Below are 26646 nucleotides of genomic sequence, written 5' to 3' on the forward strand. Positions count from 1 at the left end.
ATCACCCACGCAGGGAAAGACCGGATGATGACCTTATCAGAAGCCCCACCGTTGAATTCGTTTTCCGACTTCAGGGTGGGGCGATGTAGTGTTTGCTCGTTGAAAGAGACTGGACGCGTGCCTATAACGCGCTTTCCTCTCTCTGTCCAAGTGCTTCGATTACATCCACTGCCGCTGCAAATTTCCCCAGTGGAGCGCTGACCTGAACTCCTTGCACCATCGAGTGGACCTGCATCAGCATTTCGCGTGCGATCAGCACGCCTTCGGCCCGCGACAAATCACTGCTCGCACTCGCTGCCGCCATACGCGAAATAATTTCATCCGGCACCGAAACCCTCAACTCGTTTCGCATGAACTCCGCATTACGAACGCTCGTTAATGGCCAGATTCCCGCAAAAATAGGGAGCTTGCAGTGTTCAACCCTGCGCAGAAACTGTTCCAGCAATCGCAGATCGAACACCGGCTGCGTCACCGCAAAGTGAGCTCCCGCTTCGCACTTGTACTCGAAACGTCGGATCTCCTGGTCGATGTCGCTGATTCCCGGATTCGCTCCCACTCCAATCACAAACGAAGTAGCCGAGCCAATCGGGTTCGCGCCAAGATCAACCCCGAGGTTCAGATTGCGCACAATATTGACCAACCCAATCGCATCCACGTCAAACACCGCCGTGGCATCGGGGTAATTTCCCAGCTTTGGCGGATCACCCGTAATGCAGATCAGGTTGTTCAGACCCAATGCTGAAGCGCCCAACAGATCGCTCTGAATACTCAGCACATTCCTGTCTCGACAGGTGTAGTGCAGGATCGTCTCAATGCCGCATTCGCGCTCGATCAACGTGCACAGAGCCTGATTGCTCATGCGTGCCGAGGCTCGTGGGCTGTCCGGAATATTCACGGCATCGATGCCAACACTTTTCAGATACTTCGCCGCTGCCAGTTCTTTTGACGGATCGCTGCCTTTTGGTGGAACGATCTCAACCATCGTCACGAACTCGCCTTTCGCGAGCTTCCTGCCGAGTTTCGACCGTTCTTCCAGAGGTTTCACCGCAGGAGCCGCTGTCTGGCTCGCTGTCGTGACATGGAATGAGGATGTTCGCGCCTCACCGACTCGAAGAGCAGACTTCATTGCTCTGATGTGGTCGGGAGTCGTGCCACAGCATCCACCTACCAGCGTGACGCCCGCCGCGACGAACTTCCTCGCATAACTCGCCATGTATTCCGGCGAGCATAGATAAATGTTTCGGCCCTCAACGCTCCTCGGCATGCCCGCATTCGGTTGCGCAGCAAGGGGAAGAGTAGTGACCTTCCGCAGGCGCTCAATCGTGTCCAGCATCGCTGCCGGACCAACCGAGCAGTTGCATCCAACGACGTCCACTCCAAAATCCGTCAGTCGTGCTCCAAAAACCTCCGCGTCGGTTCCGTCCAGCGCGTTGCCGTCTTCGTCAATCGTGACTTCGGCCACGATGGGCAGTCCCGGAGCCACTTCTCGTGCTGCCAGCACCGCCTGATTCAATTCATCGACATATCCGAATGTTTCTAGCAGAATCAGGTCCACGCCTTCTTCCGCAAAAACCTCAATCTGTTCGCGGAACGCCGCGCGTGCTTCCTCACGGGCCACTTTGCCCAGCGGTTCAATGCGGATTCCCAGTGGCCCCACGCTACCCGCCACCATTACATCCGCTCCTGCGGCCGCTCGTGCCAGTTGCACACCAGCGCGATTGATTTCCTTCACCCGACTCTCGAATCCATGCCTTAGCAGCCTATAGTGGTTCGCGCCAAAGGTGTTGGTTTCCAATATCTCCGCACCGGCTTTCACGTAATCGGCGTGGATTGTGGCAACCCGTTCAGGCTCTGAAACATTCAGTTCGTCATAACATCGATTGATGAACACACCTTTTGCATATAACAGTGTGCCCATAGCTCCGTCGCAGAGGACGGGGCCACGGCTCAGGCGCTCTAAAAACCTTGACATCGCTGGTCCTTGACCTTCATTTATCCTGGACTGCAAATAAATCGTTTCTGAAGCTTAGGATAGCAGGCTCCCCGAATTCCTCTACCCTCAATGTTATAATCAGGCTTTCCAGCTTCTTTCGAATCCATTTCTTCTGGAGTGCGTTGCTTGAAGCAAGCGACATTGGTCCTGGCCCTGTTGGGCGCAATCTTTCTGGCTGGATGTGGCGGCAGCAACGATCATACGAGCCAATCAACCTTCAACAACGGCTCTGGTGATCAGCCTTTTAAGCCCACAACCCACCTTCTGCATCGCAGTGTTGTCTCCAACTATTACGCGGGGCAGTTACAGGTGGTGGATACGGTTCAGAACCGGCTGACGACTTACGCGTTTACCACGGGTAATCAGCCCACCTTTCTCCAGTCTTCGCCTGACGGCACCCTCACGTTTGCTTACAACAGCACGGCGAACACGATTTCATCACTGAACAACAATCTCGAGGCGGTCAAGGCCACCATTCAGTTGAGCGGATGGACCGACAGCTTTGTGACCTCGACAAACAACAAGTTCGGGTTTGCTGCTGTTTATAACTACTCCAACGGAACGTTCCGTTCTCCCGGCGCAATTGTTCGTTTCAATCCGACTGACGGCAGCTTGAACACGCAGATCCAATTCCCCAACGTTCGTTACTTGGCGATGGATCCTGCGGAGAAGCACCTGCTCGCCTTCACCGATTATTCGAACGATCCTGACAGCGCACATTGGGTTGACCTCTCGGCCAACGATCCCACGACCGACGTTCCTCCGGTTTACACTCTCACTCTGACCGATACGACCGGAAACACCGTTTCGCTCTCGAAGCCAGTTGCAGCGTTCTTCTCGTCTGATAACAACAAGGCCTTCATCTTGAGCTGCGGAACCGAATGTGGCGGCTCGGCAGGCTCAAGCGTCACCGCAATCGACATCACTACACTCACGCTCGATATCACCACGCACACTGGAACCGCAAAGGTTCTGTATCAGCTCGCCGTCAACGGCGCTCGGCGTGGTTATTTCGATTCAACCGCAAACAAGCTCTATGTTGCCGGATCGACGACGAGTTTCACCGATGCTAGTGGGAATCTGGTACAGGACGGCTACTTCACCACCATCGACGTTTCAGCCGGAACAGCCGCAGCGCCCATCAAGATAGGTGCTGGCGCCAAGCGTTGGGTTCGCAACATAAATGGAGTCTTCTGGGTTGCGTCCACGAGTTGTGGCGTGCAGAGCTGCATCACGATGGTTAATCCGACTGCGAACACCGCCACAGTCCTCCCGACCGCGAAAGGTGACGCTACAGGAGTTTCACTCGCGGCCAATACCGGTCAGGTTTACACGATTGAAGGCGGCGAACTCTACATCTACGATCAGAAGGGCAACACGATAACATCTGAATATGCAACCGATGTGAAGGGCCAGGCCTACGATGTGCTTTACATCAACTAGTCTCTAAGGTCTCTAGAACGAAAATGGCTCCTTCGGGAGCCATTTTTATTTGATCTGTTTTCTGAGTGCCGGCAAAGGATCCCGGCCGCGACCATGTCCCGCGACCGTATTCTTGAGTGACCTGGAACTGTCCTCAACCCTGCGACTCAATGGTGGCCCACATATGCCTTCCTTTTGCATATTTGGCAAGACAATACCCCCGGCATCTGCATTTCCCCCGGGGTTGTCAGAGCTTAGCGAAGCTTCCGTCCGAGATTGCTGCCATCCGTACCTACGCGGCCTGACCCTACTCGCCCACCAATGTCAGCCGATGCGCCGCCGTCTTTTGTACCGTCTCTGGTCTAAACGCCAGCCCGAATGTCGTCCCGCGATACCAAGCCTCGAACTGATCGTTGAAGTACGGACTGAAGAGATTTCCCGACTGCCCATTCACAATGTTCAGCGTTGATTGGTCCAAGTCTGCAAAATCAGCCGTGAAGCGTTCCGATGGAGCAAACATTCCGCCCACCTGCTTCACCGTGATGCCATTGCCCGACTGTGGCAGCTTCGGAGTCATTGCATACTTCTTCAGCCACGGCAGCTTGCTGAAGATCGGATGCCCAATCTGCACCGTCGCATAATCGCCATACTTCCACTTCGCCAGGTCGTGCGGAGCCAGCGAATCGCTTACCGCCGCCTCCACCGATGCGGCCAGCAACGCGTCCCAGCTTTTGTACTGCGCTGGCAGCCAGCGGTCCGGTTGAAATGCGATCGTGTTTTCCAGCCACACGGTCTTCATGAACCACGCATATAGCTCGGTGTCGTTCCCCAGCTTGCTTTGCAGCAGAGTTTCTGTCAGCCAATGCCGCGCTCGCTGCTCGATTGCGGCGCCAGCCGAATCCATGCTGATCTTCCCATCAAACTTTCGCAGAATATCTGCCGCCGTTCGCGCCCTGGCACTCGCGTCCGGAGTCTGATCTACGGCATACACCATCCGCTGCGCGACAAACTTATCCAGATCGCTCTGCACGTCCGTCTGCAGCGCCAGCATGTCTGCCGCCGTAAACTTCTTGTTTTCTCTCAGCACACGATAAATCCGCTCTGTCCTGTAAGGCGACTCCCATTCCTTCGTGATTGAGTACTTGTACCCGTCTGCCGTGATGCGTCCATTCGCCGTCGCGATGATCCCCGAAGGAGGGTTGTACACGCTCGGCATCTCTTCAAACGGCACATACCCAATCCACTCATGAGCATCATCGGCGCCCCAGACTGGCAGCGTCCCATCGCCAGCAGCCCGAATCGGCACTCGCCCGGTCGCTTGATATCCGATGTTGCCGTCCACATCGGCATAAACCACGTTTTGTCCCGGCCCGTTATAGCGCCCGAAGGCCGATTTGAACTCATCCCAGTTCTGAGCCGCATTCACCGAGAAGAATGGAAGGCTCAGCCCCGTGTCGTAGATCGCCCACTTCAGCGCCAGTTGCCGTCCCTCGCCCTTCATTTCTCGCGAAATGATCGGTCCGTGCCTCGTTACCAGCACGTCCATCTTCACGTCCAGCCCGCGCTTTACGTGAATCACTTCATGCCGGACCTGCGGCTTCTGCCAGCCCTGAGGCGTTTGATACTCGCCTTGCGCGTTGAAGTTCTCGACATAGACGTCTTCAACATCTGGCCCAACGTTCGTAAATCCCCATGCAATCCGGCGATTGTGTCCCACAATCACCCACGGAGTTCCCGGCAGCGTCACGCCCGCCGCATCGAAATCACCACACGTCAGGTGCGCCTCGTACCATGTGTTCGGAATCCGGTGCGGCAAGTGCATATCGTTCGAGAGCAACGGCTTTCCACTCTCCGTGTGGCTGCCGTTGATCACCCAGTTGTTCGAGCCTGCCCTCACGCGATCCATCAGCGGAGTCAAAGGCGCGTTCCCCATGCTTGCTTCAAAGACGGAGCGCGGCGTAGTCCTCTCCAGCTCCGCTCTCCGACGATGGTGCCTTTTCTTCACATGCTCAACCGGAGGCGCTACTTCTGCTTCTTTCTCTGTCTTCTGTGCCGTGTCCGGAGCCACCGACTCCGGTTCGATCTCGTCCAGATCATGTCCGGGCACAATATCGCGTTGCGACTTCTCGACGTACAAATCGCTTGTCAGCTCCGGTCCGAGCTTCGCCAGAATCTTCTCATGGTTCAGATCGTCCAAATACGTGCCATGGTTCAGCATCTCAGCCATCGATACGCCAACCAGCACCGAATCCTCAGCCGTCCACGCCCTCGGGAAGTACCTCATGACTCGCATTTCCAGAGGCAGCCCATAGTGATGATCCGCGATATACGCATTCACCCCGCGCGCATAAGCCTCTAGTTGTTCTCGCTCCTGCGGCGAAGCATTCGCCAGCGATCTCTGAGCCACCTCGCGTAACCCCAGAGTCCTCTGTTCGCGGTCCACCTTCACGTAGTCCGATCCAAGTGCCGCTGACAGCTCTCCTGCCGCATAGCGCCGCATCATGTCCATCTGCCACAGCCGGTCCTGCGCCGTCACATAACCCTGCGCAAAGAACAAGTCGTCCAGTGTCTGCGCTGTAATCGTGGGCACCCCATGCCCATCGCGAATCACGCTTACCGGCGCCGAAAGCCCCGTCAGTTTCACCGTGCCATCCAGTTGAGGCATCGCCGAGTGCGCCGCCGACTCAAACCAGACGAAAACTCCTCCCGCGAGCAGCGCCACTAGCGCCAATACGATCAAAACAACTCGGCCCGCGAGCCGGAGCCGCGAGCCATTCAGAATTTGCAGGGAAGAGGAGCTTGTTGCAAAAGACATGACGTTCTCGATTGTACCCGCTTGTGAGCCGCTTCGGTCGTACGCAGAGCGGTCTGGTTTTCCACCAAAAATGCCTTACCCCCATGGCACCCCAATCCCTCTCTGCGGAATCTGAATCCAGTCGTGTGTGATGCTCCCGGCCCGGCGCATTTCTCCCGTATGCACGCCTACTCTCTTCGTGCGCCGTCCAGTACCGCCACAACACATCGGCACCTCAGAAAAGGAGTTTGCATGGCCACTATTGCTTCCCCGAACCTAAACTCCGATGCGCTGAAATTCGTTGAGCGCAAACACTCCTTGTTGATCAATGGCAAGTGGATGGACGCTGCTTCCGGGAAAACCTTTCCCACCTACAATCCGGCTACAGGCGACATCCTCTCCAATGTCGCTGAAGGAGATACTCAGGACATCGATCTCGCCGTTTTCGCCGCGCGTCGTGCGTTCGATCACGGACCTTGGACTAAGATGACCGCCTCCGAACGAGGTCGTCTTATCTGGAAACTCGCCGACCTCATCGAGCAGCACGCCGACGAGTTCGCCACGCTCGAAAGCCTCGACAACGGCAAGCCGCTCACCGTCGCGCGTGTTGCCGATGTTCCGCTTGCGGTAGATTTGTTTCGCTACATGGCCGGATGGGTCACCAAGATCGAGGGCAACACCATCCCTATCTCGGTCCCATACACTCCAGGCGCGCGTTATCACGCCTTCACACTTCGAGACCCTGTCGGTGTCGTAGGCCAGATCATTCCGTGGAACTTTCCACTGCTCATGGCCGCCTGGAAACTCGGTCCCGCGCTTGCCGCCGGATGCACCATCGTCCTCAAGCCTGCGGAACAGACACCGCTCTCGGCTCTGCGACTGGGCGAACTGATCTGTGAAGCTGGATTCCCGGACGGAGTCGTCAACATCGTTCCTGGCTACGGCGAAACCGCAGGAGCCGCGCTCGCAGCTCATCCCATGGTGGATAAAGTCGCCTTCACGGGATCGACCGAAGTCGGCAAACTCATCGTTCACGCCGCCACGGGAAACCTCAAGAAAGTCACACTCGAACTCGGTGGCAAATCGCCCAACGTCGTCATGCCCGATGCAGACCTCGATGTCGCCATCACAGGAGCCGCCTCGGCCATATTCTTCAACCACGGACAGTGCTGCTGTGCTGGATCGCGCCTCTACGTACACAAGCAAAACTTCGACAAGGTGGTGGAAGGCATCGCCGAAGTGGCGAAGCAGATCTGCGTCGGTCCCGGCTGGGAGCCAGGAACCCAGCTCGGCCCGCTTGTTTCCGAAGAACAACTCAAGCGCGTAAAGGGCTACATCGATGCAGGATTGGTCGAAGGGGCCTGCGCTCTCACCGGAGGCAAACAGATCGGCGAAAAAGGTTACTTCGTCGAGCCGACGGTCTTCACCAACACCAACAAGAACATGAAAGTCGTAAAAGAAGAGATCTTTGGCCCGGTCGTCACCGCCATGCCTTTCGAGTCGCTCGATGAACTCGTGGACCAGGCAAACGATTCTTCCTACGGCCTCGCCGCTGGTGTCTGGACTCGCGACATCGCAAAAGCCCACCAGATTGCCGCTGCCTTGCGCGCCGGAACTGTATGGGTGAACTGCTACAACATCTTTGACGCCGCCATGCCATTTGGCGGCTACAAGGAGAGCGGTTGGGGCCGCGAAATGGGCCACAACGCCATAGACAACTACACCGAAACCAAAGCGGTCTGCATCAAGGTCGCCTAATCGGCGCAACACTGAGGGTGCCCCATTCTAAACTCGCGTAATTGGCGAGTTTAGGGTGGGGTAGCTGCATTTGTTATTGGCGTTGGCTTTGCTTTTGAGTTCGGAGTGTCATCCCGAGCGCAGCGAAGCATCTCTACACAACTCCAGCATCAGTTTCTGGTCAGCCCGTCCCTAGCACTCACTTCCAACAAAGCCTCCAAGTTGCTTCACCTCGGCACTTGAACCACACTATCCCCCATGGGACGTTTCGCCTCGACTGTCGAGTTCTACTCCCGATACCGAGAGCCCTATCCACCAGCATTCTTTCAGCAAATCGTGCAACGCCTTTCGCTCACCGGAAGGGAATCGCTACTTGATATTGGTTGCGGTCCGGCTCCCCTCGCCATCGGCCTCGCCTCATACGTCAGAGAAAGCACCGGCATCGATCCTGAGGCCGCGATGCTCGCCGCAGCCAAAAACGCCGCTGCTCAGGCAGGAGTCTCGCTCACACTTGTCAATGCCCGTCTTGAAGACTTCGCTACAGGTGAGACCTACGATCTCATCACAATCGGACGCGCACACCACTGGCTCGACCGCGCAGCCGCGATACCCATTCTTGATCGCATCCTTGCACCGCGCGGCCGCATTCTGATCTGCGCCGCCACCAATCTACAAAGCCCTCTCAGTCCTTGGCGCACCGCATACGATGACGTACGCCACTCCTATGCCCGCAACAACGAGCACGAACTCGACCGCCTCACTCCCGAAGAATTCTTCTGCGGTTCGCAATTCCGCGAACTGGAAATCATCTCGGGTACCGAAACTCGCACTGTCACCATTGCTGACCTCGTCGGCCGCGCCCTCTCCCGCTCCTACACTTGCCCCGAGATGCTCGGCGACCGCCGCTCGCAGTTCGAATCCGACCTTATCTCCACCCTCAAAGCCTTCGCTTCCAACGGTGCCTTGCAGGAGGAGGTTGTTGCACGCGCTGCTGTCTTCAGTCGCAGGCACGATAGGTTGTGATAGGCCGCGTTGTCAGCCGGGTGCCCGGGTTCGGCGTGAACCTGGGAGTAGGGGTATCCGCATGTTTCAGTCGCGCTTCCCCGGGCCGTGACCAAAGCGAATCAAGCTTTCGCAATCGAGGCGCACTCATCCTTCCTTGCCCCTCGCCACCGCGTAATTTATCCTTGATCTACTCAGAAAAATCAGAAGAGGTGAGTTAGTTGAATCACGGCAATCACGGACATCATCCCGGCGAAGGCTCCGGTATCGAGCGCGAGCTGCACGACCCTATCTCAGACAAGCTCGTAGCTCTTGAGCCCCTCGACCTTTCCAAAGTCACAACGGTCGACGACATCGTTCGCGCCATGGGCAAGACTGCATTCACTGGGCGTCAGATCGGCCATGCTGCCGATGTGCTCGAAGTCATGGCACGCGATAAGGATGCGTTCGTCGTCATGACCCTTGCAGGCGCGATGACCGTCGCAAAGCAGGGACTCATTATCGCCGACCTCATCGATGCCGGAATTGTGAAGGCCATCGTCTCCACCGGAGCTCTCATGGCTCACGGCTTGGTCGAGGCTGCTGGCAAGTCCCACTTCGTTTGGGACGAAAAGCTCAATGACGTTGAACTCTACGAAGCTGGCTACAACCGCGTCTATGACACGCTCGAGCCCGAGACCAATCTCAACTTCGTCGAAGGCATCGTTGCCCAGATCCTCGAGTCGTGGGATGCCAACGAAGTCCTCTGCTCGTACAAGTTCACACACGCTATCGGCAAGTACCTTTCCGAACACGCCGAAGGCCGCGGCATTCTGCGCTCTGCCTACGAGAAGGGCGCCTCGGTTTACATCCCGGCATTCACCGACTCCGAAATGGGACTCGACGTAGCGCTGCACAACCGCAAGCGTGCGAAGCAGGGAAGACCGCTCATCCAGTTCGATCCGTTCCTCGACCTCAACCACTTCGCCGAGAAGAATCTCCAGCAGACTCGCCTCGGTATCTTCACCATCGGCGGCGGCGTGCCGCGCAACTGGACCCAGCAGTTCGGGCCATACATCGAACTGCGCCATCGCCGTGGCGGAGAAGATGTTCCTCTCAAGCGCTATCACTACGGCTTGCGCATCTGCCCCGAGCCTGTTCACTGGGGCGGACTCAGCGGCTCGCCGTACAGCGAAGCCATCTCCTGGGGTAAGTTCGTTCCTCCGGCTGAAGGCGGCAAGTTCGCCGAAGTGTTTGATGACGCCACGGTGGCTCTGCCTCTCATCGCCGGAGCCGTTCTCGAGCGTCTGAAGAAGAAGTAGAGGCTCGGTCTCAATCTCAATCGCCCATCTCCGATTCTGAATCGGGGATGGGCGATTTTGTTTTGTGGCATTCGACAACCGGGAAGTTGATCAGCTAGTTACTGCCGATGGTTTCAGCGTTAGCAGATGGGTAAACTTTTGGTGTCATCGGGAAAACGATTAACCAACCTGCAAACTTACGGTTCAAGAGTCATTAATCACCCGTGCAATGGCTGCCCTTAGTAAAAGAAAACGCCCTGGATGGCCTCCAGGGCGTTTGAACCTGCATAAATACTGAACTATTCGAAGATAAGAATCGCTGCCGCGATTGTCGTCGTCCACAGTCCAGTCTTGTCTCCAATCGCGCTCTGCGTGATGTTGGTTGTCCGCACGATCTTGTTCGAGAGGCGATAGACTTCCTTCTTTTCGTCCCAGCTCTTGTCGGGATCGAATTCGACGTTCAGGGTCGTTGCGAGCATTTCCGCCGCCAGTTCTTCTGCGTAGTCGCCGGCAATCTGGTCGGTTTCGCCGAAGCTGTGATGTTCGCTCAAGTAGCCGTAAGTCTTGCTGTCTGCGGGCATAGCCAGACCGATGCTCGAAGCTACTAGGCGGTGCGGTTCACGGGTCGAGTTCTCCGCGACCACTGCGAAAACAACCTCGCCCGGGCTCAGATACTTCTGTCCCTGCGCGCGCGTGAGCAACTTGCAGTTAGGCGGGAAAATGGAAGAGACGCGCACCAGGTTTTGCGCGGCAATACCAGCGTCGCGCAGCGCGAGCTCAAATGAAGTCAAACGCTCTTTGTGCTTCCCCACGCCCTTGGTGAGAAAGATGCGTTTGGGGACCATGTCTTTGGCCAATTCTTGTTACTCCTCTGCGAATCACATACAACCGAGCCAGATGTATTTTTGGCGGCACCTCTGAAATTAAATGATTCCGACAAGAGGTGCAATCCACAATCCAACAATTTCCAAAAGAGATGATAGGCGGGAGGGCATTACTTGCGGGCAAGCTGCGGAGATTTTAACCTGACAGCAATATCGATGAACGCCAATGCGGCCCGGCTCAGCGCCTTGTCTTTTCGGAACACCAGCGCCATATCGCGTCGAATCTGCGCATCTCCAAGCTTTACGACCGCGAGGATGCCGAGTCGCACGTCGCCCGTCGCCGTTGTTTCAGGGCTAAACCCGATGCCAACGCCGGCGGAAACAAAACGCTTCAGCAGTTCACTGGAGTCAAGCTCCATGCTGACATTTGGCTTCATGCTCCGTTCCTCGAACATACGCTCGATGCTGTCGCGAGTTCGTCCCAGCTTTGGCAGCAGCAGGGGATAATCCGCAATCTGGGAAACGGTGATTTCCTTTTGTTTGGCTAGGGGATGACCAACGGGAGTAATAAGGACCAGTTCGTCCTTATGAATGGGCACAGCCGTGATCCGCTTGTCCGTGATCGGCATGGCCGCAACACCGAAATCAGCGGAATTGTCGACAATGCTCTCTAGCACCTCGCGTGTTTCTGAGCGCTTTACGGTGATTCCGACATCGGGATAACTGCGCTTAAATTCGGCGAAAACTTCAGGAAGGATATGCAGGCAGCTACCTTCATTGGCTGCAACGACGATTTCGCCACCGGGCACTCGTTCTGCTTCTGCAACCGCATGTATGGCGACGCGCCGCGCTTCCAACGCGCTCTCCACGTAATTCAAGAAGATCTTTCCCGCGGCTGTGACCGAAACCTTTCCCCCAGTGCGATCCAGCAGCTTTGCGCCAACCTCTTCCTCGATCGCGCGGATTTGGGCAGAAATCGCTGGTTGAGTGCGAAAGCGTTTCTCCGCGGCGCGCGAGAAACTTAGATTGCGCGCTACCTCCAGAAAGGTCTCTAGCTGGTCAAAGTCCATGCTCTATTTTCACTCGAAGATCGAACAAACCCGCACTCGTATGTGTTGCCGTTCTTGGTGATCCCAAGCATAATTCGACAAGGGAAAGAGTCTATGCTCTCAAGAGAATAACAACGTTTTACTGATCCTGTTCGTATTGACGCATCAACGAGAGAAACTGAAGCTGATCATAATCGAGAGTTATCTCTCCCATAAGAACTTTCGATTTCCTGCGCGAGCACCTGATCCATACTCTTATTTCGCCACGGACACGCCCCATTGCACGTGAGAGTAGCTATTTTCTAATGGTCTGTTTTTTTCGGAGCTTCGTCCAGCAAATTTTGAGGTGAATGGTTATCCTAGTCGTGTCGTGCCCGCTTGTGGCACCGAAAAGGACTCAAGAATGAGCTCGTCCAGTGAAGTGAATGCTTCCACTGTTTTAGAATTCGCCCAGCAACAAGGCGTGCAGATGGTCGATCTTCGTTTCAGCGATCTCCATGGCCTTTGGCATCACATATCCTTCCCAATCGCGCAATTGACGCTGGACTCTTTCCGTGATGGCTTCGGAATGGATGGTTCCTCCATTCGGGGTTGGGCGGCCATACACGAAAGCGACATGCTGCTGATTCCGGATCCGACGACTTACATTTTGGATCCCTTTGCGGAAGCCCCAACGCTTGGAATGACTGCTGACATCATCGATCCTGTGACTCGGCAGCGCTACGATCGCGATCCTCGTTACATAGCGAGCAAGGCTGAGATGTATCTCGCATCCTCAGGCATCGCCGACCAAGCAATGTTTGGGGCTGAGGCGGAGTTCTTCGTCTTCGACAACGTTAGCTTCGACCAGAGCACGAATCACGGTTTCTATTACATCGACGCCGACGAAGGCCGGTGGAATTCTGCTCGTCGTGAAAGCAATCTTGGCTACCGTCCGAGATATCGCGAAGGGTATTTCCCGGTTCCTCCGACCGACCATCATCAGGATCTGCGCACAGAGATGCTGCTAATCATGCAGCAGTGTGGATTGCAGGTGGAAAGCCATCATCACGAAAGCGCCAGCGGCGGCCAGGGTGAAATAGATCTGCGGTACAACTCGCTACTACGTTCGGCTGACGCAATGATGCTTTACAAGTACATCGTTCGAAATGTCGCGAGTCAGCACGGCAAGACTGCGACGTTCATGCCTAAGCCTCTGTTCCAGGACAATGGCAGCAGCATGCACACGCATCAGTCGCTTTGGAAAGACGGCAAGCCGCTGTTCTTCGGCGATGGATATGCTGGATTGTCGGAGCAGGCACTGTGGTACATCGGAGGGCTCATCAAGCACGGTCCTGCATTGGCTGCGCTAACCTCGCCCACCACGAACAGCTATAAACGGCTGGCAGCCGGGACGGATGCACCGGTGAACCTCGCGTATTCACGTCGCAATCGTTCGGCAGCGTGCAGAATACCCATGTACTCTTCCGCTCCGGATGCAAAGCGTGTGGAGTATCGGCCGCCTGATCCAAGTTGCAATCCGTACATTGCATTCTCGGCGATGCTGATGGCTGGTCTCGATGGCATCGAGAATCGAATTGATCCGGGATCGCCACTTGATAAGGATATCTACGACCTTGGGCCGGAAGAGTTGCAGAGAGTCCCGGCAATCCCTTCCTCGTTAGAGGCAGCGTTGGAAGCGCTATCAGTTGATTACCAGTTCCTTCTCAAGGGAGACGTGTTCACGGAGGACCTACTTGAGACGTACATCGCATACAAGCGCGAGCACGAGGTGAACGCGCTTCGTGCGCGGCCGCACCCATACGAATTCGCGATGTATTTTGACATCTAGGCGCGATTCGCAATTCAGTACGCGCCCGTACTGTGAGACTGGCGCGTGCTATTCTTCCGCGGGACCGGGAATTTGAGTGCTGCCTGAAACCAATCTAAGTTCGATATTGGGTTTCTCCTTCGTTGAAAGCTCTTCGCCAGCACGCTTTGGACGTGTTTGTGAACTGCTGCCGGCAAGAGCTGCGTCATTGCTGGGGCGTTTTCTTGCGGAGGCGGGGAATCGTGATCAGGCCGTTCTGCAACTTGAAATGCTTCTTCAGCAACATCCTGTTGAGGCGTTAGCGTCTTTCGATGCAAGCGCGATGGCTTTGCGTGCCTGTGTTGTTTTGTTCGGCTCAAGTCAATGGCTTGGTCAAACTCTAATCCAAAACCCAGACCTACTTCTAGATTTTGCGAACCCTCAAGGACTGGTTACAAGTCGATGGTTGGAGAATTTTCGGGAGGAACTCGCTAAGTTCTGGCCCGAAGCCGGAGAAGCGCAGTTACCTCTAGTGCTGGCACGGTTCAAGCGGCGCGAGTATGTGCGGATCTTCACTCGTGAACTACTTGGGATGGCATCACTTGCTGAGATCACAGCCGAAATCTCGGCTCTCTCGGATGTATTGATTGAGCGAGCACTGGCGCATTGCGCAAGTGAGATGAAGCTTCAATATGGGGGCTGGCCCAAGGTGCGTTCGACTCGAGGCCGAATACATCCGGCACGATTCTCGGCGTTGTCACTCGGAAAGTTGGGCGGAAACGAGCTGAACTATAGCTCGGACGTCGATCTGCTGTATCTATGCGATGACGCGGAAGACGCGGGCAATCTCGCAGTTTCCACACGGGAATTCTGCACACAATTTGCTCAGCGTTTAACAACAGTCCTCTGCAGCTTGAGTTCGGAGGGGCAGGTGTTCCGAGTGGATCTGCGCCTTCGGCCACAAGGCATCAGCGGAGAGATGGTCGTGGGCCGCAGCCAAGCGATCCGATATTACCGCGACGTAGCTCATGACTGGGAATTGCAGTCTCTCCTAAAGGTTCGTTATAGCGCTGGCGACCGCGCATTAGCGCGTGAGTTCGCCGCGGAGGTAGAGGAACTCATTTATCGCAATCAACTGAGCGTTGATGCTGTCAAGACTGCGGCTCGTTCACTTGAGCGCATTCAGCGTGGCGTTGTCCGACCATCTTCAGGCGACTTGGATGTGAAGAATGGTGCCGGGGGATTGCGCGAGATTGAGTTTGCGGTGCAGTGCCTGCAAAGAGTGTATGGCGGAAACGAAATCTGGTTGCGCTCAGGGGGAACGTTGTCTGCTCTCCAGAAGCTCTACGACAAGGGGCATATCGGAGACGCTGAATTCCGCGAGTTGTTGCAAGGATATGGACTACTCCGCGCAATCGAACACCGCATTCAGTGCAGGCATGGAGTGCAGTCGCATCGGATGCCACGCGACCGGGGTGAGCAGGCAGCCCTAGTGCGATCGCTGGGACGAGAGGACGTCAAGAGCGCGGACGACGTGCGACGCGTGATGAGTTCGATCAGTGCGTTATGCGCGCGAGTACTCAGCCTAGGTGCAGAAAATGCTCCTGCCCCCGTGTCTGTGCGCTCCGTAGGTCTTGGCTTGCCAGGTGCAGAGCGCCTCGTTCGCGAACTGAAATCACGTTCTCCGGTGTTGGTGGACGCACTGGCAGAACAGGTGGGCGGGCCAGCGCTACACAACCTTCACCGCTTCCTGGCGGCTGCTTCCACTGGGGATGACCGCATTACTGCAGCAATCGACAACATTCAGTGGATAGAAATAGCACTTCCGGTCTTCGCCCAGAGTGTTTTGGCAACAGACATCCTGTCGCGTCATCCGGAGGACATCGTTGCTCTTTTCCGTCCTTGCAAGCCTGCCTCGTGCGACTCCGTTGCGGACGAGATTCGAGTTGAGTCGCGCCGATGCATACTGCGCTTGTTAGGACGCTCATTGCTTGAGCGAGCGCCAGTTTGGGACGCCCTGCGCGAAAACACCGCAAAATTCGACGCTCTGCTGCAAAGGGCAGTACGGGCGACGAATCCACCGGACGGTTTCGCGGTTTTCGTTGTTGGTCGCTTTGCGACCTGCGAGCTGGATGTACTCTCGGATGCGGATCTGATCTTCCTTCGCACTTCCGAGTGTGATCCCGACAGGGCGGAGCAGAGTGCACGTGCGCTGGTAGAGCTGCTGTCAAGCTACTCGCGAGAGGGTTCGGTCATCGCGGTCGATACTCGACTCAGACCGCATGGATCAGAAGGCGAACTCGTGGCGTCCTCGCGACAACTCGCCCAGTACTTCGAAACAGAAGCTCAGGCATGGGAGACGCTCGCGTTCGGGAAACTTCGGTTCATTGCGGGTTCTGAGTGTCTCGTTCCCGAAGTGCAACAAGCAGTGACGCGTTTGAGACAGTCTTCCGCATCATCGTCCGACTTTGTGCCGGAACTGCGGAGCATGCGCAAGCGCCTGGAGGATACGAGCGAGGCAGACAGCTTCAAAACCGGGCCGGGCGGGCTCTTTGATCTGGATTTCCTGATTGGCTTGCTTGAGACTCGGGCAGATTTGCCTTCGGCAGGGAAGCAGCTTCCGGACCGATTGCGAACGCTGGCGGATGATGGATTGCTCTCACTAGTCCAGTCTAGCCAGTTGCTGCATGCCGTCGATCTCTTCCGTCGTATCGACCATGCCATCCGCATCGTCGAGGGGAGATCAAGGAAGCGTTTGCCGGAAAGCGATGCGCTTCGTGAATGCATTAGCAACGTTGCTGGATGCTACGACATGGACGAAGCGCTGAGGAGTGAAATGGTCAAAGTACGTGCCATTTTCACCGATTTCTTCGGCGATTGAAGCCCGGCACGTCCGGTGATAATCTCGACTGTTCGACAACTTCACGCCGGAGGTCCGTACAACTTCTGCGAGTGCGGTAGCCACGTGGGGTGGTGCCGTTTAGGCCCAGGTGCGAGTAGAGAACTGTTCCAGAGACTCTTAGTTTCAAATCCCAGGAGGATTCGATGTCGGCTTCCTACAATGGCTTTCCGCTTCCGGCGAATGGCCGCGCAATTGAGTTTAAGAGCGGGAAATTCATCGTTCCCGACAACCCGATCATCCCGTTCATTGAGGGGGATGGGACGGGGCGCGACATTTGGAAAGCAGCCGTTCGGGTGGTGGATGCCGCAGTAGAGCGCGCCTATGGCGGGAAGCGCCACATCGTGTGGTACGAGGTGTATGCCGGCGAGAAGTCGAAAGAAATGTTTGGAAGCTGGCTTCCGGATGAGACGGTCAATGCATTTCGCGATCTTCGGATCGGAATCAAAGGGCCGTTGACCACTCCAATTGGCGGGGGCATTCGTTCTCTGAACGTGGCGCTGCGTCAGATTCTGGATTTATATGCCTGTGTGCGTCCAGTGAAGTACTACAAGGGCATTCCTTCGCCGGTGAAGCATCCTGAACATATGAATGTCGTAATCTTCCGCGAAAACACGGAAGACGTATATGCCGGGATCGAGTGGAAGCAGGGTACAGCCGAGGTCAAGAAGCTGATCAATTTTCTGAACAACGACATGCTGGCTGGCACAAAGAAACGCGTGCGCCCCGATTCAGGAATTGGTATCAAGCCGATGTCGATTACGGGAAGCAAGCGTCTGATTCGTATGGCAATTCAGTTTGCGTTGGACAAGAAGCGCCCAAGCGTCACGTTAGTCCACAAGGGAAACATTCAGAAATACACGGAAGGCGCGTTCCGCGAGTGGGGCTACGAAGTGGCGACCCAGGAGTTCCGCAACGAAACCGTGACGGAGCGCGAAAGTTGGATTCTAGGCAACAAGGACAACAATCCTTCGCTTACAGTCGAAGAAAATGCCGCAATGATTGAACCCGGCATGGAACACGCACCTGAAGATTTCCGGCAGGGAATCTATGCGGAGGTGAGGAGCGTTCTCGAGTCGATCTACGAGACCCATGGGCAAGGAAAGTGGATGACGAAGCTGCTGATCAATGATCGCATTGCAGATTCGATCTTCCAGCAGATCGTGACGCGTGCGGACGAGTATTCGGTGTTGGCTACGCCGAACCTCAATGGCGATTACATTTCGGACGCATGTGCAGCTCAGGTTGGGGGCTTGGGAATCGCTCCCGGCGCAAATATCGGGGCGGAACATGCGATTTTCGAAGCGACACATGGAACAGCGCCGAAATATGCAGATAAGGATGTAATCAATCCGGGATCGGTGATTCTGTCTGCGGTTATGATGCTGGATTTCATGGGCTGGCCAGAAGCTGCTCGCCTGGTGGAAAACAGCATGGAGCTCACGATCGAACAAAAACGCGTAACTTACGACTTCGAGCGCCTCATGGAGGGCGCGACAAAGCTGCACACGAGCGAATTTGCCACCGCAATCATCGAGAATATGGCGGCAAGTGTTTCAACTGCGAGATAATTTCTACGTCGTCGGATTGTTAGATCGATTCGACGCAACTGTTCTTATAACGCAATAATGCCGCGTGAGCGGCTTGAAAGGGAAACAAATGCGCAAGAAAGTGTCCATTGTTGGATCAGGAAACGTAGGGGCTACAGCGGCCCATTGGATCGCCTCGAAGGAATTGGCCGATGTGGTTCTGATCGACATCATGGAGGGAGTTCCGCAGGGCAAGGCTCTCGATCTGCTGCAGGCAATGCCGGTTGAAAAGCGCGACAGCACGATCGTCGGCACGAATGATTATGCCGATACTGCGAACTCGGACATCGTGATCATCACGGCTGGCATTCCTCGCAAGCCCGGAATGAGCCGTGACGACTTGCTGAATACGAACTACAAGATTATGCAGGATGTTGTGGGCAAGGTCGTGAAGTACTCGCCGAACTGCATCATCATTGTCGTCAGCAATCCTCTGGATGCGATGGCCCAGGCTGCATTCAAGCTGAGCGGCTTCTCCCGCAATCGCGTAATCGGCATGGCCGGAGTGCTGGATTCGGCTCGTTTCCGTACGTTCATCGCGCAGGAACTGAATGTCAGCGTCGAGAACGTTACCGCCTTTGTGCTGGGCGGACACGGCGACACGATGGTTCCGCTGCCGCGCTACTCCACAGTGGCTGGTATTCCTATCACCGAACTCATTCCAGAAGATCGGCTGAAGGCTCTGGTCGAGCGCACCGCTAATGGCGGCGCGGAGATCGTGAAATACCTGAAGACTGGTAGCGCCTACTACGCTCCCTCGGCCTCGGCTGTGGAGATGGTTGAAGCGATTCTGAAGGACAAGAAGAAGATCCTGCCTTGCGCCGCATACCTCGAAGGCGAGTATGGCATTAATGGCCTATTCGTTGGCGTGCCGGTGAAGTTGGGCGCGAACGGCCTTGAGAAGGTCATCGAGATCAAGCTGACTGCCGACGAGCAGGCTGCTCTGAACAAGAGCGCCAATGCTGTCCAGGAGTTGGTCAAGGTGATCGGACTAGCCTAGTCGTATAAGTGCTTGCAAAAGGAAACCCCGAGGCGCTGCCCCGGGGTTTTCATTTTTGGAAGCCGAGTTAGACGCGCGTGATCGTAACGCTTTCGAGCACCACGTCGTTTTTGGGCCGGTCCTGATGATTGCGTGCCACTGTGCTGATCTTGTCCGCAACGTCCTGACCTTCGATGACTTCGCCGAAAATGGTGTGATTGCCGGTAAGCCATGGCGTTGCAGCCACGGTCACGAAGAACTGGGAGCCGTTGGTATTGGGACCGGCATTAGCCATAGCCAGCTTGCCTGGCTTATCAAATTTGTAGGGCGAGCCCTTCGTTTCATCCTCAAACTTGTACCCCGGACCACCCATACCTGTGCCGCTGGGATCGCCGCCCTGAATCATGAAGTCAGGAATGACACGGTGGAAAACCGTTCCGTTATAGAGTGGACCAGGACCCTTCTTCCCGCTGACGCTGTCTTTCCAATCGCGCTTGCCTTCGGCAAGTTCAATGAAATTGGCAACCGTCTTCGGTGCTTCCTTTTCGAACAAACGGCATACGATACTGCCATGATTGGTTTGAAGCGTGGCGTATAACCCTGGAGTACGTTCAGCCATGCTGGCTCCTTGCTGGGGGAATATATGACGATTCAGATTAACAGAAGTGGTTTGCTGCTTCGAGCGGGGGCAAGACGGATCGACGTCCTGCCTCCTGTGCCACGCGATAGAAGAACAGACTAGTGCGTCCCGTCTTCGATCTTAATGTGCTTGATCACAATGTCAGTCTTCGGACGATCATTCCCGTTCCTCGGCTGGCGGGCAATCTTCTTCACCAAGGCAACACTCTGGTTATCGCACTGGCCGAAAATTGTGTAGTTGCCGTTCAGGGACGGATATGAACCTTCGGTGATGAAGAACTGCGATCCATTCGTGTCCGGGCCGGAGTTGGCATATGCAAGGCGGCCAGGCTGATCGAAGTTCAGGTTTGAGTGGGTTTCGTTCTTGAAGCGGTATCCCGGATTTCCTGTGCCGTTCCCAGCCGGATCACCGCCCTGGATCATGAAGTTTGGAATCACACGATGGAAGATCGTGTTGTCGTAAAGCGGAACACCGTGCTTGACCTGCCCAGTTTTTGGATCTTTCCAATCCTTCGTTCCCTTAGCAAGGTCGATGAAGTTCTTAGTTCCAATCGGGGCCGCTTTGGGAAACAGCACACAGTGCAAGTCGCCCATACTGGTTTCGATAACGGCGGCTGGCTGTTCTTTCGTACCTTGTTGCGGCTTCTGAGCGTAAGCGCCCAGCGCGAATACAAGCATGCTGCCGGCGATCAAGATTCTTCGCATATCTATTCCTCCAAGTGAATTGCTATTTTGTTTGCGGAATGACTACTTCAGGCCGCTGATCTGGGTTTTGTTCATTCTGAATTTCGCGAGAGACGCGTTCGACTTCACTAAAGACACGGAGTAGATTGCCACCAAGAATCGCCTTCATGTCATTGGCCGAGTAGCCCCGACGTATAAGTTCAGCAGTAATCTTTGGCAGATCCTGTACGCCATCAATCCCTTGTGGCAGGCATTCAACTCCGTCAAAGTCGGACCCGATACCGACGTGTTCTACTCCTGCCACTTTGATCATGTGATCGAAATGATCGATCAGCGAATTGAGCGGAGGGCGGGGAACAGCCGCGTTCTTCATGGCCGCCAATTTGTCGAGCTCTGCTTTGCTTTCCGGAGTCTTTGGGCCACGCCATAATTCTTCTGCACGCTTTACTTCTGCGGGATGCGCTTCGTCGAAAGCTTTCGAGGAGGCATTGTATTCGTCACTGACGAAGCCGCAGTTGAAGTTGACCTGAGCTACGCCGCCATTTCGCGCAAGTGCGACCAGCATATCGTCTGTCATGTTGCGAGGATGATTGGCGATTGCGCGTGAGCTGCTATGAGAGGCGATGATAGGAGCTCGGCTAACAACGAGCGCGTGATAGAAGGATCTGTCGCTCACATGCGAGATGTCCACCATCATGCCAAGCCGGTTCATTTCGCGGATCACGTCACGACCGAAGTCAGTCAGACCGGGATCTTTGAGTTTTCCATTATCGCCCACCTTTTCATCGCCCGAGGACTGGCCAAGTTCGTTGGAGTTCGCCCAGGTAAGAGTCATGTAGCGGGCGCCGAGCCGATAGAAATCCCGAAGAACTCGGATGTCGCCTTCAATCGCGTGCCCACCCTCAACACCTATGAGTGCGGCAAGTTTCTTGTTCCGACCTGAGCGAGCATTGATTATGTCCTGTGCGGAATAGGCCATCACCAGGTCATTCGGATGTGTGCGAACCACTTCGTACACCGAATCGATCATGTCGAGCGCGCGACGCGTGTAGTGGTCCTTGTACTCAACTGGATCGACCCAGATGGAGAAAAACTCTGCGCCGAGATTGCCTGCTTTCACTTTTGCCAGATCCCAGTGTCCTCTGCCAGCGTCGGTGGAGGGATCGAAAGCTTCATCCACAAATCGGCCAGGAGTGTCGGCATGAGTGTCAATGACGATTGCAGCGTTGTGAACTGCACTGGCTTCGGTAGTGGTCGCAGATGGCTTGTCGCTCACAGCCGACTTCTTATCCGTGTTTTTTTGCGAGGCGGCCTGCGAGGTTAGGGCCGGAAGAAGTAAGGCAAGACAGGCCAGAACTAGCTTCGATCGCATCTTGTCTCCGTAAAACTCTCAATTATACCGAACGATGTTCGCGGACAGTGTTGAGTCCAAACGAAAACGTCCGGGCCGAGGCCCGGACGCAATGAGACATTTCACTCCTAGCGGTTCACGGCGAAATCGAGCGGAGCCTGCCGATACTCGTCATAACGATCGCTCACCATAATGTGATAGCAGGCTTGACGGCGCTCTTCGGCAGCCTCTACCAATCCGAGTTGCTGGAGCTTTAGCACGTACTGATCGAACCAAGCACGCTGCTTCGTCGTCATGGGACGCTTGCCAATGTCGATTGTCAATCCTGCGAGGTGCGAAGAGGCTGTATCGCCGTCGATTGGAGCAGCGTTGTGGTTCCAGCGCTGGAGACGCGCTTGTTGATCCACGGTGCGGACTGCAGACGTCACCTGGATCGGCTGATGGAATCGAGCATAGAATGCCTGGCTCAAATCTTCCAGAAAAGATCGGGTCCACGGACGGCAGAAGCGACGGTTTACATCGAGGTTCGGGGCAATCTGGAGCGCCTTAGACTCATGGAGACTCACTAGATCGCCGCGTAACTCGAGTTCCTCGAGTTCCTGGTCGTCGTTGATGCGGGTGAGCTTTAGGCGATCGATTTCGTCGTTCTGTCGAAGCATGGAATCATGCGAACCACGCAGCACTGGATTCCAGCGAACAACGCGAGCACGCGCGTGTCGAAACGAACGCCTCGGGGTTCGGTACGAGGAGCGGATGGTCGCGCCAGAGGCGAAGGCCATGCCCAGTACAAAAACGAAAATGAGTGTGGCTCCTATGCGTCGCGTCATCGAGAACGAAACTACTCCCAATTTGTATGATGTCCGTCCAGCCCACAGTGTAACCTAGCGGCCCTGAATTTCCGCTCGGGTGAATTGCGGAATCTTGCCCATTTTGGAATAAGTGTTGCCCGGTGAGGTTGCACAATATGTCCCCACCCTGAACCGCATTGGTTACCGTGGCATCAGCCGAAAGGATGAATGTTGCTCTTGATCAACTCTCTTTTAATACTCATTCAGCACTCGCTCCCGGAGTTGGCGGCATGGGTTCCCGGCATTTACCGTCCATTCGCGCACGCTCTTCGTCACCACAGACCGCGCGCCCACCACGGCTCCCTCACCGATTGTCACGCCCGGAGAGACAAATACTCCGGCTGCGAGCCAAGCCTGCGAACCGATCTCAATTGGCTTGCTCACAAGCGGGAACACCGGACTGCTGAAATCGTGAGTAGATGTGCAGAGGTACGAGTATTGTGAGACGACTGCATTGTGCCCGATCCGGATGGGAGCGAAGTTGTACAGCTCCACGCCAGATCCAATCCACGAACCCTCGCCAATCTCAAGGTTCCACGGACACCACACTTTTACTCCACCGCAGATGAGATTGGAGTACCTTACCTTGGCGCCGAACAACTTCAGCAGAAACACTCGCAAGGGACTCAGAATTCGCGGTGTATGCGGCAGAAATGGGAGCTGAACACAACTCCACAAGGTACGTAGCAGCTTGATGCGAGTGGGTGTCGTACTGACGACGCGTCCAAGATCAACGACCGCTTTCAATTCCGTTGGCATGCGTAAGCCTCATCTCCCGGGTTTTCATATGGTCGGATTCGTGTGTCAAAAGCCTACTCTTGTCGCCTACGCGAAGATTCGTCCGATCGCCGCTCCGAGCCTTTGCATGAAGCTGTTCCGAGCTTCGGGACGGGAGAGAATTATGAACCCGCCTCAGACCAGGCTGAAACTGCAAAGCGTCCTCTCGCGACTGCACGAGCGTATGGTTGGGCTGGACGGAGGTATTGAACTCCCATGCGCCGCCCACTCCCAGCGATCTCTTGCGCAATGGACGATTGACCAGAACATTTTGTGCGCTCTTGGGTGGTAGCGATGGTTCCACTGTAGAAGATTTAGCCGCTAGCTGATTCAGATATGCGGCATCCTGTGCAAAGTGTGAAGCAGGGACGGCGGAAGCCTTCGGCGGAGTCGTAGGCGTCTGCAGAGTGGGGCCCCAGGTTGAGGCAGTTTTTGGCCGTGCGGTTTCAGGCTGGAGACGAAGCGCATCCGTTTCTCCTGCGTGTGACGATGCGGAGGTGGGCATCACACTCACCGCGCGATCGATGTGGCGCACTGCGGAAGAAATCGTGATTACGCCGCTCTCCTGTGCAGAAGCGGAGAGCGCGAAGATAAGCATGCCGATGCTCACGGCAACAAAGACTCGAACGGAGGTTTTTGTGCGCCTATGCATGAGATTTGCTATCAAATCCAAATTTCACCATCTCAAGCGCATGGATCAAACTTTGGGCGGCGTTTGCGATCTCAAAGCGCTGTTCAAAACACGTCCGGGTGCGGAGACGTATAGCGGCCTTCTGCTCTCTCGACATTTCGCGCCACATACGGAGCATTGTCCTCGCTCCGGCGAGATCGTCCGTGCCGACGATTCCAGCCCCGTCCTCCTGAATCTCCTGCCAGATATTTACCTTTCTCGATATTAGAACAGGCACGCCGCAGGCTAAAGCTTCAGCGACCACGATTCCGAAGTTCTCCTGATGCGACGGAAGCACGAAAACCTCGGAAGCACGCAGTGCTCCCCACTTCATTCCGCCTTTAATCATGCCAAGCCATGAGATGCGGTCTGCAATGTTCCTCTGTCGTGCCAACTCCTCAAGTGTTGCCTGCCAGCCTACCTGATCCGGACCGCACATCAGCAAATGCCACTCCGGGTCTGAAGCAAGCTCTTCGGCGAATGCTTCAATCAGCAGATCGCAGCCTTTCTTCTCATGTATGCGCCCAAGGAAGATCGCTAATCGCTTGCCGACAAGCTGAGGATTTGCGTCGTAGAAAGTCTGTAACTCGGATTCCGGATCGCCCGTAGGCCCAGCCGTACCATAGTTCACAACAATCTCATCGCATTGGTAGGGTCTAAATGACTGACGTGCGAGTACCCGCTCTTCTTCTGATGTAAACAGTACTGCTCCTGCGTCGCGTAGAACCCGGTATTCGCTCCAAGGCCAATACAGACTCTTCTTCAGATGTTTCAGCGGATAACGCCTGAACCATGGATCGAGCATGCCATGAGTGAACACCACGTATGGAGTCTCAGCCCCATGCAACGCCCGCCATGCGGCAAAGCTGTGATACTGCCAAATGCCATTCACGATCACAATGTCGTAAGCCGACGCGTTCTGCTTGAGCCACGGTACGAACCGACTGCTGTAGCCATACTTGGAATTCCCTGGTCCAAGCGTATGCAACGGGAGCGAGAAGTCATTTATCCATGGATCGGTCGGGCCGTCTAAAGACGCAACTTCGATCTGGTGTCCGGCAGAGCAATTTACTGCCGCCAATTGCTTTACGCCCTCAATAGGGCCACCGCCATTGGGATGAACCGATCGAATGAGATGGAGAATCCTCATCTCGCAACCTCGGCGATTGCGTTCGACGAATTAGCATCAATTACGTGCTGGTAGATCTTAAGGTAGTTGTCGATCATCTCTGATTCACTGAATCGAGCGGCGTTTTCCAGGTTCATGGCAGAGCGGTCACGCAGGGTTGGAATCTGAGCGGCGATTGTTTCAGCCGCTGCAACGGGATTCTCTGGATCAATGTAGACTGCGGCGTCTCCTCCGATCTGATTCATTGGAGGACGATTGCTAGTGAAGACCGTGCAACCGCATGCCTGCGCCTCAACAATTGGCCATCCGAATCCCTCTTGGAGAGATGGAAAGAGCAAGGCATTTGCCGACGAATAGAGCGCACGAAGATCTTCGTTCGAGACGTTGGACAGGCGGACGACTGAGGCTTCCAATTGACTACCGGCTACAAAACGTTCCATGGAAGAAGTCCAATGTTTGCCGACCATCACGAGTGTGAACTGCGCGGCAGCGCGATGTCGCAGTAGTTCGGAGAAGATTTGCAGAACGCCAAGCCGGTTCTTGTACCACTGATTTCCACCCACGTGGAGTAGGAAGTGTGTACCGTTCGGGATTCCAAGCGCGGCGAGGTGTTGTGCGGCGATGCCCGCCTGCATTGGCGTATACGGATACGAGAGCGCATTCGAGACTACGCCGGTAGCACCGGTGAGGTTGGCCGTCCTTCGCAGATCGTGCATAGTGGCACCAGACACACACGCGATGTATTGCGCCATTTCCAGTCCCCTCAATATGAAACGCTGCAAGTGACGTCCAGACCAGCGAGTTGGATTTTCTGGGAACTCTCCAAGCGCACTTCGGATCGCCAACAGGTCGTGACAGGTGACAACGTGAGGTGTGCCTCGTAAATAGCGCGTGTACATTGCGTTTGAGTGATCGCAAATATGAACGACATCAGCCCACTTCGCGGCTGCGGTCAGTGCGCGAGGAAAGAGCAGAAACTTGTCTGCGTATCCCATCCATTTTCCGACGCCATCTGGAGAACGTTTCAATCTTCCGATTACCACCGGAGGACGGATAACGCGGACGTCATGACTCTTCCGACATAGTCCAGCTTGCATCAGCGCGCCGAACCGTTGCATGCTTTGCTGCTGATCACAAATGTAGTTCGCGACAAGTAAGATCTTCATCTCTCGCATCCAAGGTTGTCGCAGG

At 55.4% G+C, this 26646-nt stretch carries 20 protein-coding genes; 8 read left to right on the plus strand and 12 right to left on the minus strand.

Annotated features, from left to right (window positions below):
• Positions 1 to 121 precede the first annotated feature (121 nt).
• Complete coding sequence (locus AC6IZD_RS07025; RefSeq protein WP_497786976.1) at positions 122 to 1972, minus strand: bifunctional homocysteine S-methyltransferase/methylenetetrahydrofolate reductase; 1851 nt, start codon at positions 1970 to 1972, stop codon at positions 122 to 124.
• A 147-nt stretch (positions 1973 to 2119) separates the two neighbouring features.
• On the opposite strand from AC6IZD_RS07025, the gene AC6IZD_RS07030 reads away from it, so the two are divergent.
• Positions 2120 to 3436: a YncE family protein gene (locus AC6IZD_RS07030; RefSeq protein ID WP_497786977.1), complete on the plus strand. Its 1317-nt coding sequence runs from the start codon at positions 2120 to 2122 to the stop codon at positions 3434 to 3436.
• A gap of 286 nt (positions 3437 to 3722) precedes the next feature.
• Here the strand turns inward: AC6IZD_RS07030 and AC6IZD_RS07035 are convergent, their stop codons facing one another.
• Complete coding sequence (locus AC6IZD_RS07035) at positions 3723 to 6230, minus strand: penicillin acylase family protein (RefSeq protein WP_497786978.1); 2508 nt, start codon at positions 6228 to 6230, stop codon at positions 3723 to 3725.
• A gap of 231 nt (positions 6231 to 6461) precedes the next feature.
• On the opposite strand from AC6IZD_RS07035, the gene AC6IZD_RS07040 reads away from it, so the two are divergent.
• The 3 genes from AC6IZD_RS07040 to AC6IZD_RS07050 all read left to right on the plus strand — a co-directional run bounded on the left by AC6IZD_RS07040 (position 6462) and on the right by AC6IZD_RS07050 (position 10249).
• Positions 6462 to 7967: an aldehyde dehydrogenase family protein gene (locus AC6IZD_RS07040; RefSeq protein ID WP_497786979.1), complete on the plus strand. Its 1506-nt coding sequence runs from the start codon at positions 6462 to 6464 to the stop codon at positions 7965 to 7967.
• 237 nt (positions 7968 to 8204) lie between these two features.
• Complete coding sequence (locus AC6IZD_RS07045) at positions 8205 to 8969, plus strand: class I SAM-dependent methyltransferase (protein ID WP_497786980.1); 765 nt, start codon at positions 8205 to 8207, stop codon at positions 8967 to 8969.
• Positions 8970 to 9169: 200 nt separating this feature from the next.
• Positions 9170 to 10249 carry a deoxyhypusine synthase family protein gene (locus AC6IZD_RS07050; RefSeq protein ID WP_497786981.1) on the plus strand — a complete coding sequence of 360 codons (1080 nt, stop codon included), beginning with the start codon at positions 9170 to 9172 and terminating at the stop codon, positions 10247 to 10249.
• 278 nt (positions 10250 to 10527) lie between these two features.
• Here the strand turns inward: AC6IZD_RS07050 and AC6IZD_RS07055 are convergent, their stop codons facing one another.
• Positions 10528 to 11085 (minus strand): pyruvoyl-dependent arginine decarboxylase, encoded by a 558-nt coding sequence (locus AC6IZD_RS07055; RefSeq protein WP_497786982.1) that lies wholly within the window; start codon positions 11083 to 11085, stop codon positions 10528 to 10530.
• A gap of 137 nt (positions 11086 to 11222) precedes the next feature.
• Positions 11223 to 12122 carry a LysR substrate-binding domain-containing protein gene (locus AC6IZD_RS07060; RefSeq protein WP_497786983.1) on the minus strand — a complete coding sequence of 300 codons (900 nt, stop codon included), beginning with the start codon at positions 12120 to 12122 and terminating at the stop codon, positions 11223 to 11225.
• A 382-nt stretch (positions 12123 to 12504) separates the two neighbouring features.
• On the opposite strand from AC6IZD_RS07060, the gene glnA reads away from it, so the two are divergent.
• From glnA to mdh, 4 genes are all read left to right on the plus strand, one after another.
• The gene (gene glnA / locus AC6IZD_RS07065; protein WP_497786984.1) at positions 12505 to 13932 is read left to right on the plus strand and encodes a type I glutamate--ammonia ligase; all 1428 of its coding nucleotides are present in this window, start codon (positions 12505 to 12507) and stop codon (positions 13930 to 13932) included.
• A gap of 301 nt (positions 13933 to 14233) precedes the next feature.
• Entirely contained in the window at positions 14234 to 16771 is a 2538-nt protein-coding gene (locus AC6IZD_RS07070; RefSeq protein ID WP_497787565.1) for a [protein-PII] uridylyltransferase family protein, read from the plus strand.
• A gap of 164 nt (positions 16772 to 16935) precedes the next feature.
• Positions 16936 to 18360, plus strand: coding sequence for an NADP-dependent isocitrate dehydrogenase (locus AC6IZD_RS07075; protein WP_497786985.1), 1425 nt, complete (start codon positions 16936 to 16938; stop codon positions 18358 to 18360).
• A gap of 88 nt (positions 18361 to 18448) precedes the next feature.
• Entirely contained in the window at positions 18449 to 19378 is a 930-nt protein-coding gene (mdh, locus tag AC6IZD_RS07080; RefSeq protein WP_497786986.1) for a malate dehydrogenase, read from the plus strand.
• A gap of 67 nt (positions 19379 to 19445) precedes the next feature.
• Here the strand turns inward: mdh and AC6IZD_RS07085 are convergent, their stop codons facing one another.
• The 8 genes from AC6IZD_RS07085 to AC6IZD_RS07120 form a co-directional block, all read right to left on the minus strand.
• On the minus strand, positions 19446 to 19976 hold the full coding sequence (locus tag AC6IZD_RS07085; RefSeq protein ID WP_497786987.1) for a peptidylprolyl isomerase: 531 nt from the start codon (positions 19974 to 19976) through the stop codon (positions 19446 to 19448).
• 119 nt (positions 19977 to 20095) lie between these two features.
• Positions 20096 to 20701, minus strand: a complete 606-nt coding sequence (locus AC6IZD_RS07090; RefSeq protein ID WP_497786988.1) for a peptidylprolyl isomerase — start codon at positions 20699 to 20701, stop codon at positions 20096 to 20098.
• Positions 20702 to 20723: 22 nt separating this feature from the next.
• Positions 20724 to 22052, minus strand: a complete 1329-nt coding sequence (locus tag AC6IZD_RS07095; RefSeq protein ID WP_497786989.1) for a dipeptidase — start codon at positions 22050 to 22052, stop codon at positions 20724 to 20726.
• A gap of 107 nt (positions 22053 to 22159) precedes the next feature.
• Positions 22160 to 22858 carry a DUF5715 family protein gene (locus AC6IZD_RS07100; protein WP_497786990.1) on the minus strand — a complete coding sequence of 233 codons (699 nt, stop codon included), beginning with the start codon at positions 22856 to 22858 and terminating at the stop codon, positions 22160 to 22162.
• 213 nt (positions 22859 to 23071) lie between these two features.
• Positions 23072 to 23638: a WcaF family extracellular polysaccharide biosynthesis acetyltransferase gene (locus tag AC6IZD_RS07105; RefSeq protein ID WP_497786991.1), complete on the minus strand. Its 567-nt coding sequence runs from the start codon at positions 23636 to 23638 to the stop codon at positions 23072 to 23074.
• On the minus strand, positions 23610 to 24308 hold the full coding sequence (locus AC6IZD_RS07110) for a hypothetical protein (RefSeq protein WP_497786992.1): 699 nt from the start codon (positions 24306 to 24308) through the stop codon (positions 23610 to 23612). Before AC6IZD_RS07110 ends, AC6IZD_RS07105 begins: the two co-directional genes overlap by 29 nt.
• Complete coding sequence (locus AC6IZD_RS07115; protein WP_497786993.1) at positions 24301 to 25476, minus strand: glycosyltransferase; 1176 nt, start codon at positions 25474 to 25476, stop codon at positions 24301 to 24303. Before AC6IZD_RS07115 ends, AC6IZD_RS07110 begins: the two co-directional genes overlap by 8 nt.
• Complete coding sequence (locus tag AC6IZD_RS07120; protein ID WP_497786994.1) at positions 25473 to 26621, minus strand: glycosyltransferase family 4 protein; 1149 nt, start codon at positions 26619 to 26621, stop codon at positions 25473 to 25475. Before AC6IZD_RS07120 ends, AC6IZD_RS07115 begins: the two co-directional genes overlap by 4 nt.
• Between the last annotated feature and the right edge of the window lie 25 nt (positions 26622 to 26646).

This window comes from Koromonas humicola, assembly GCF_059726255.1.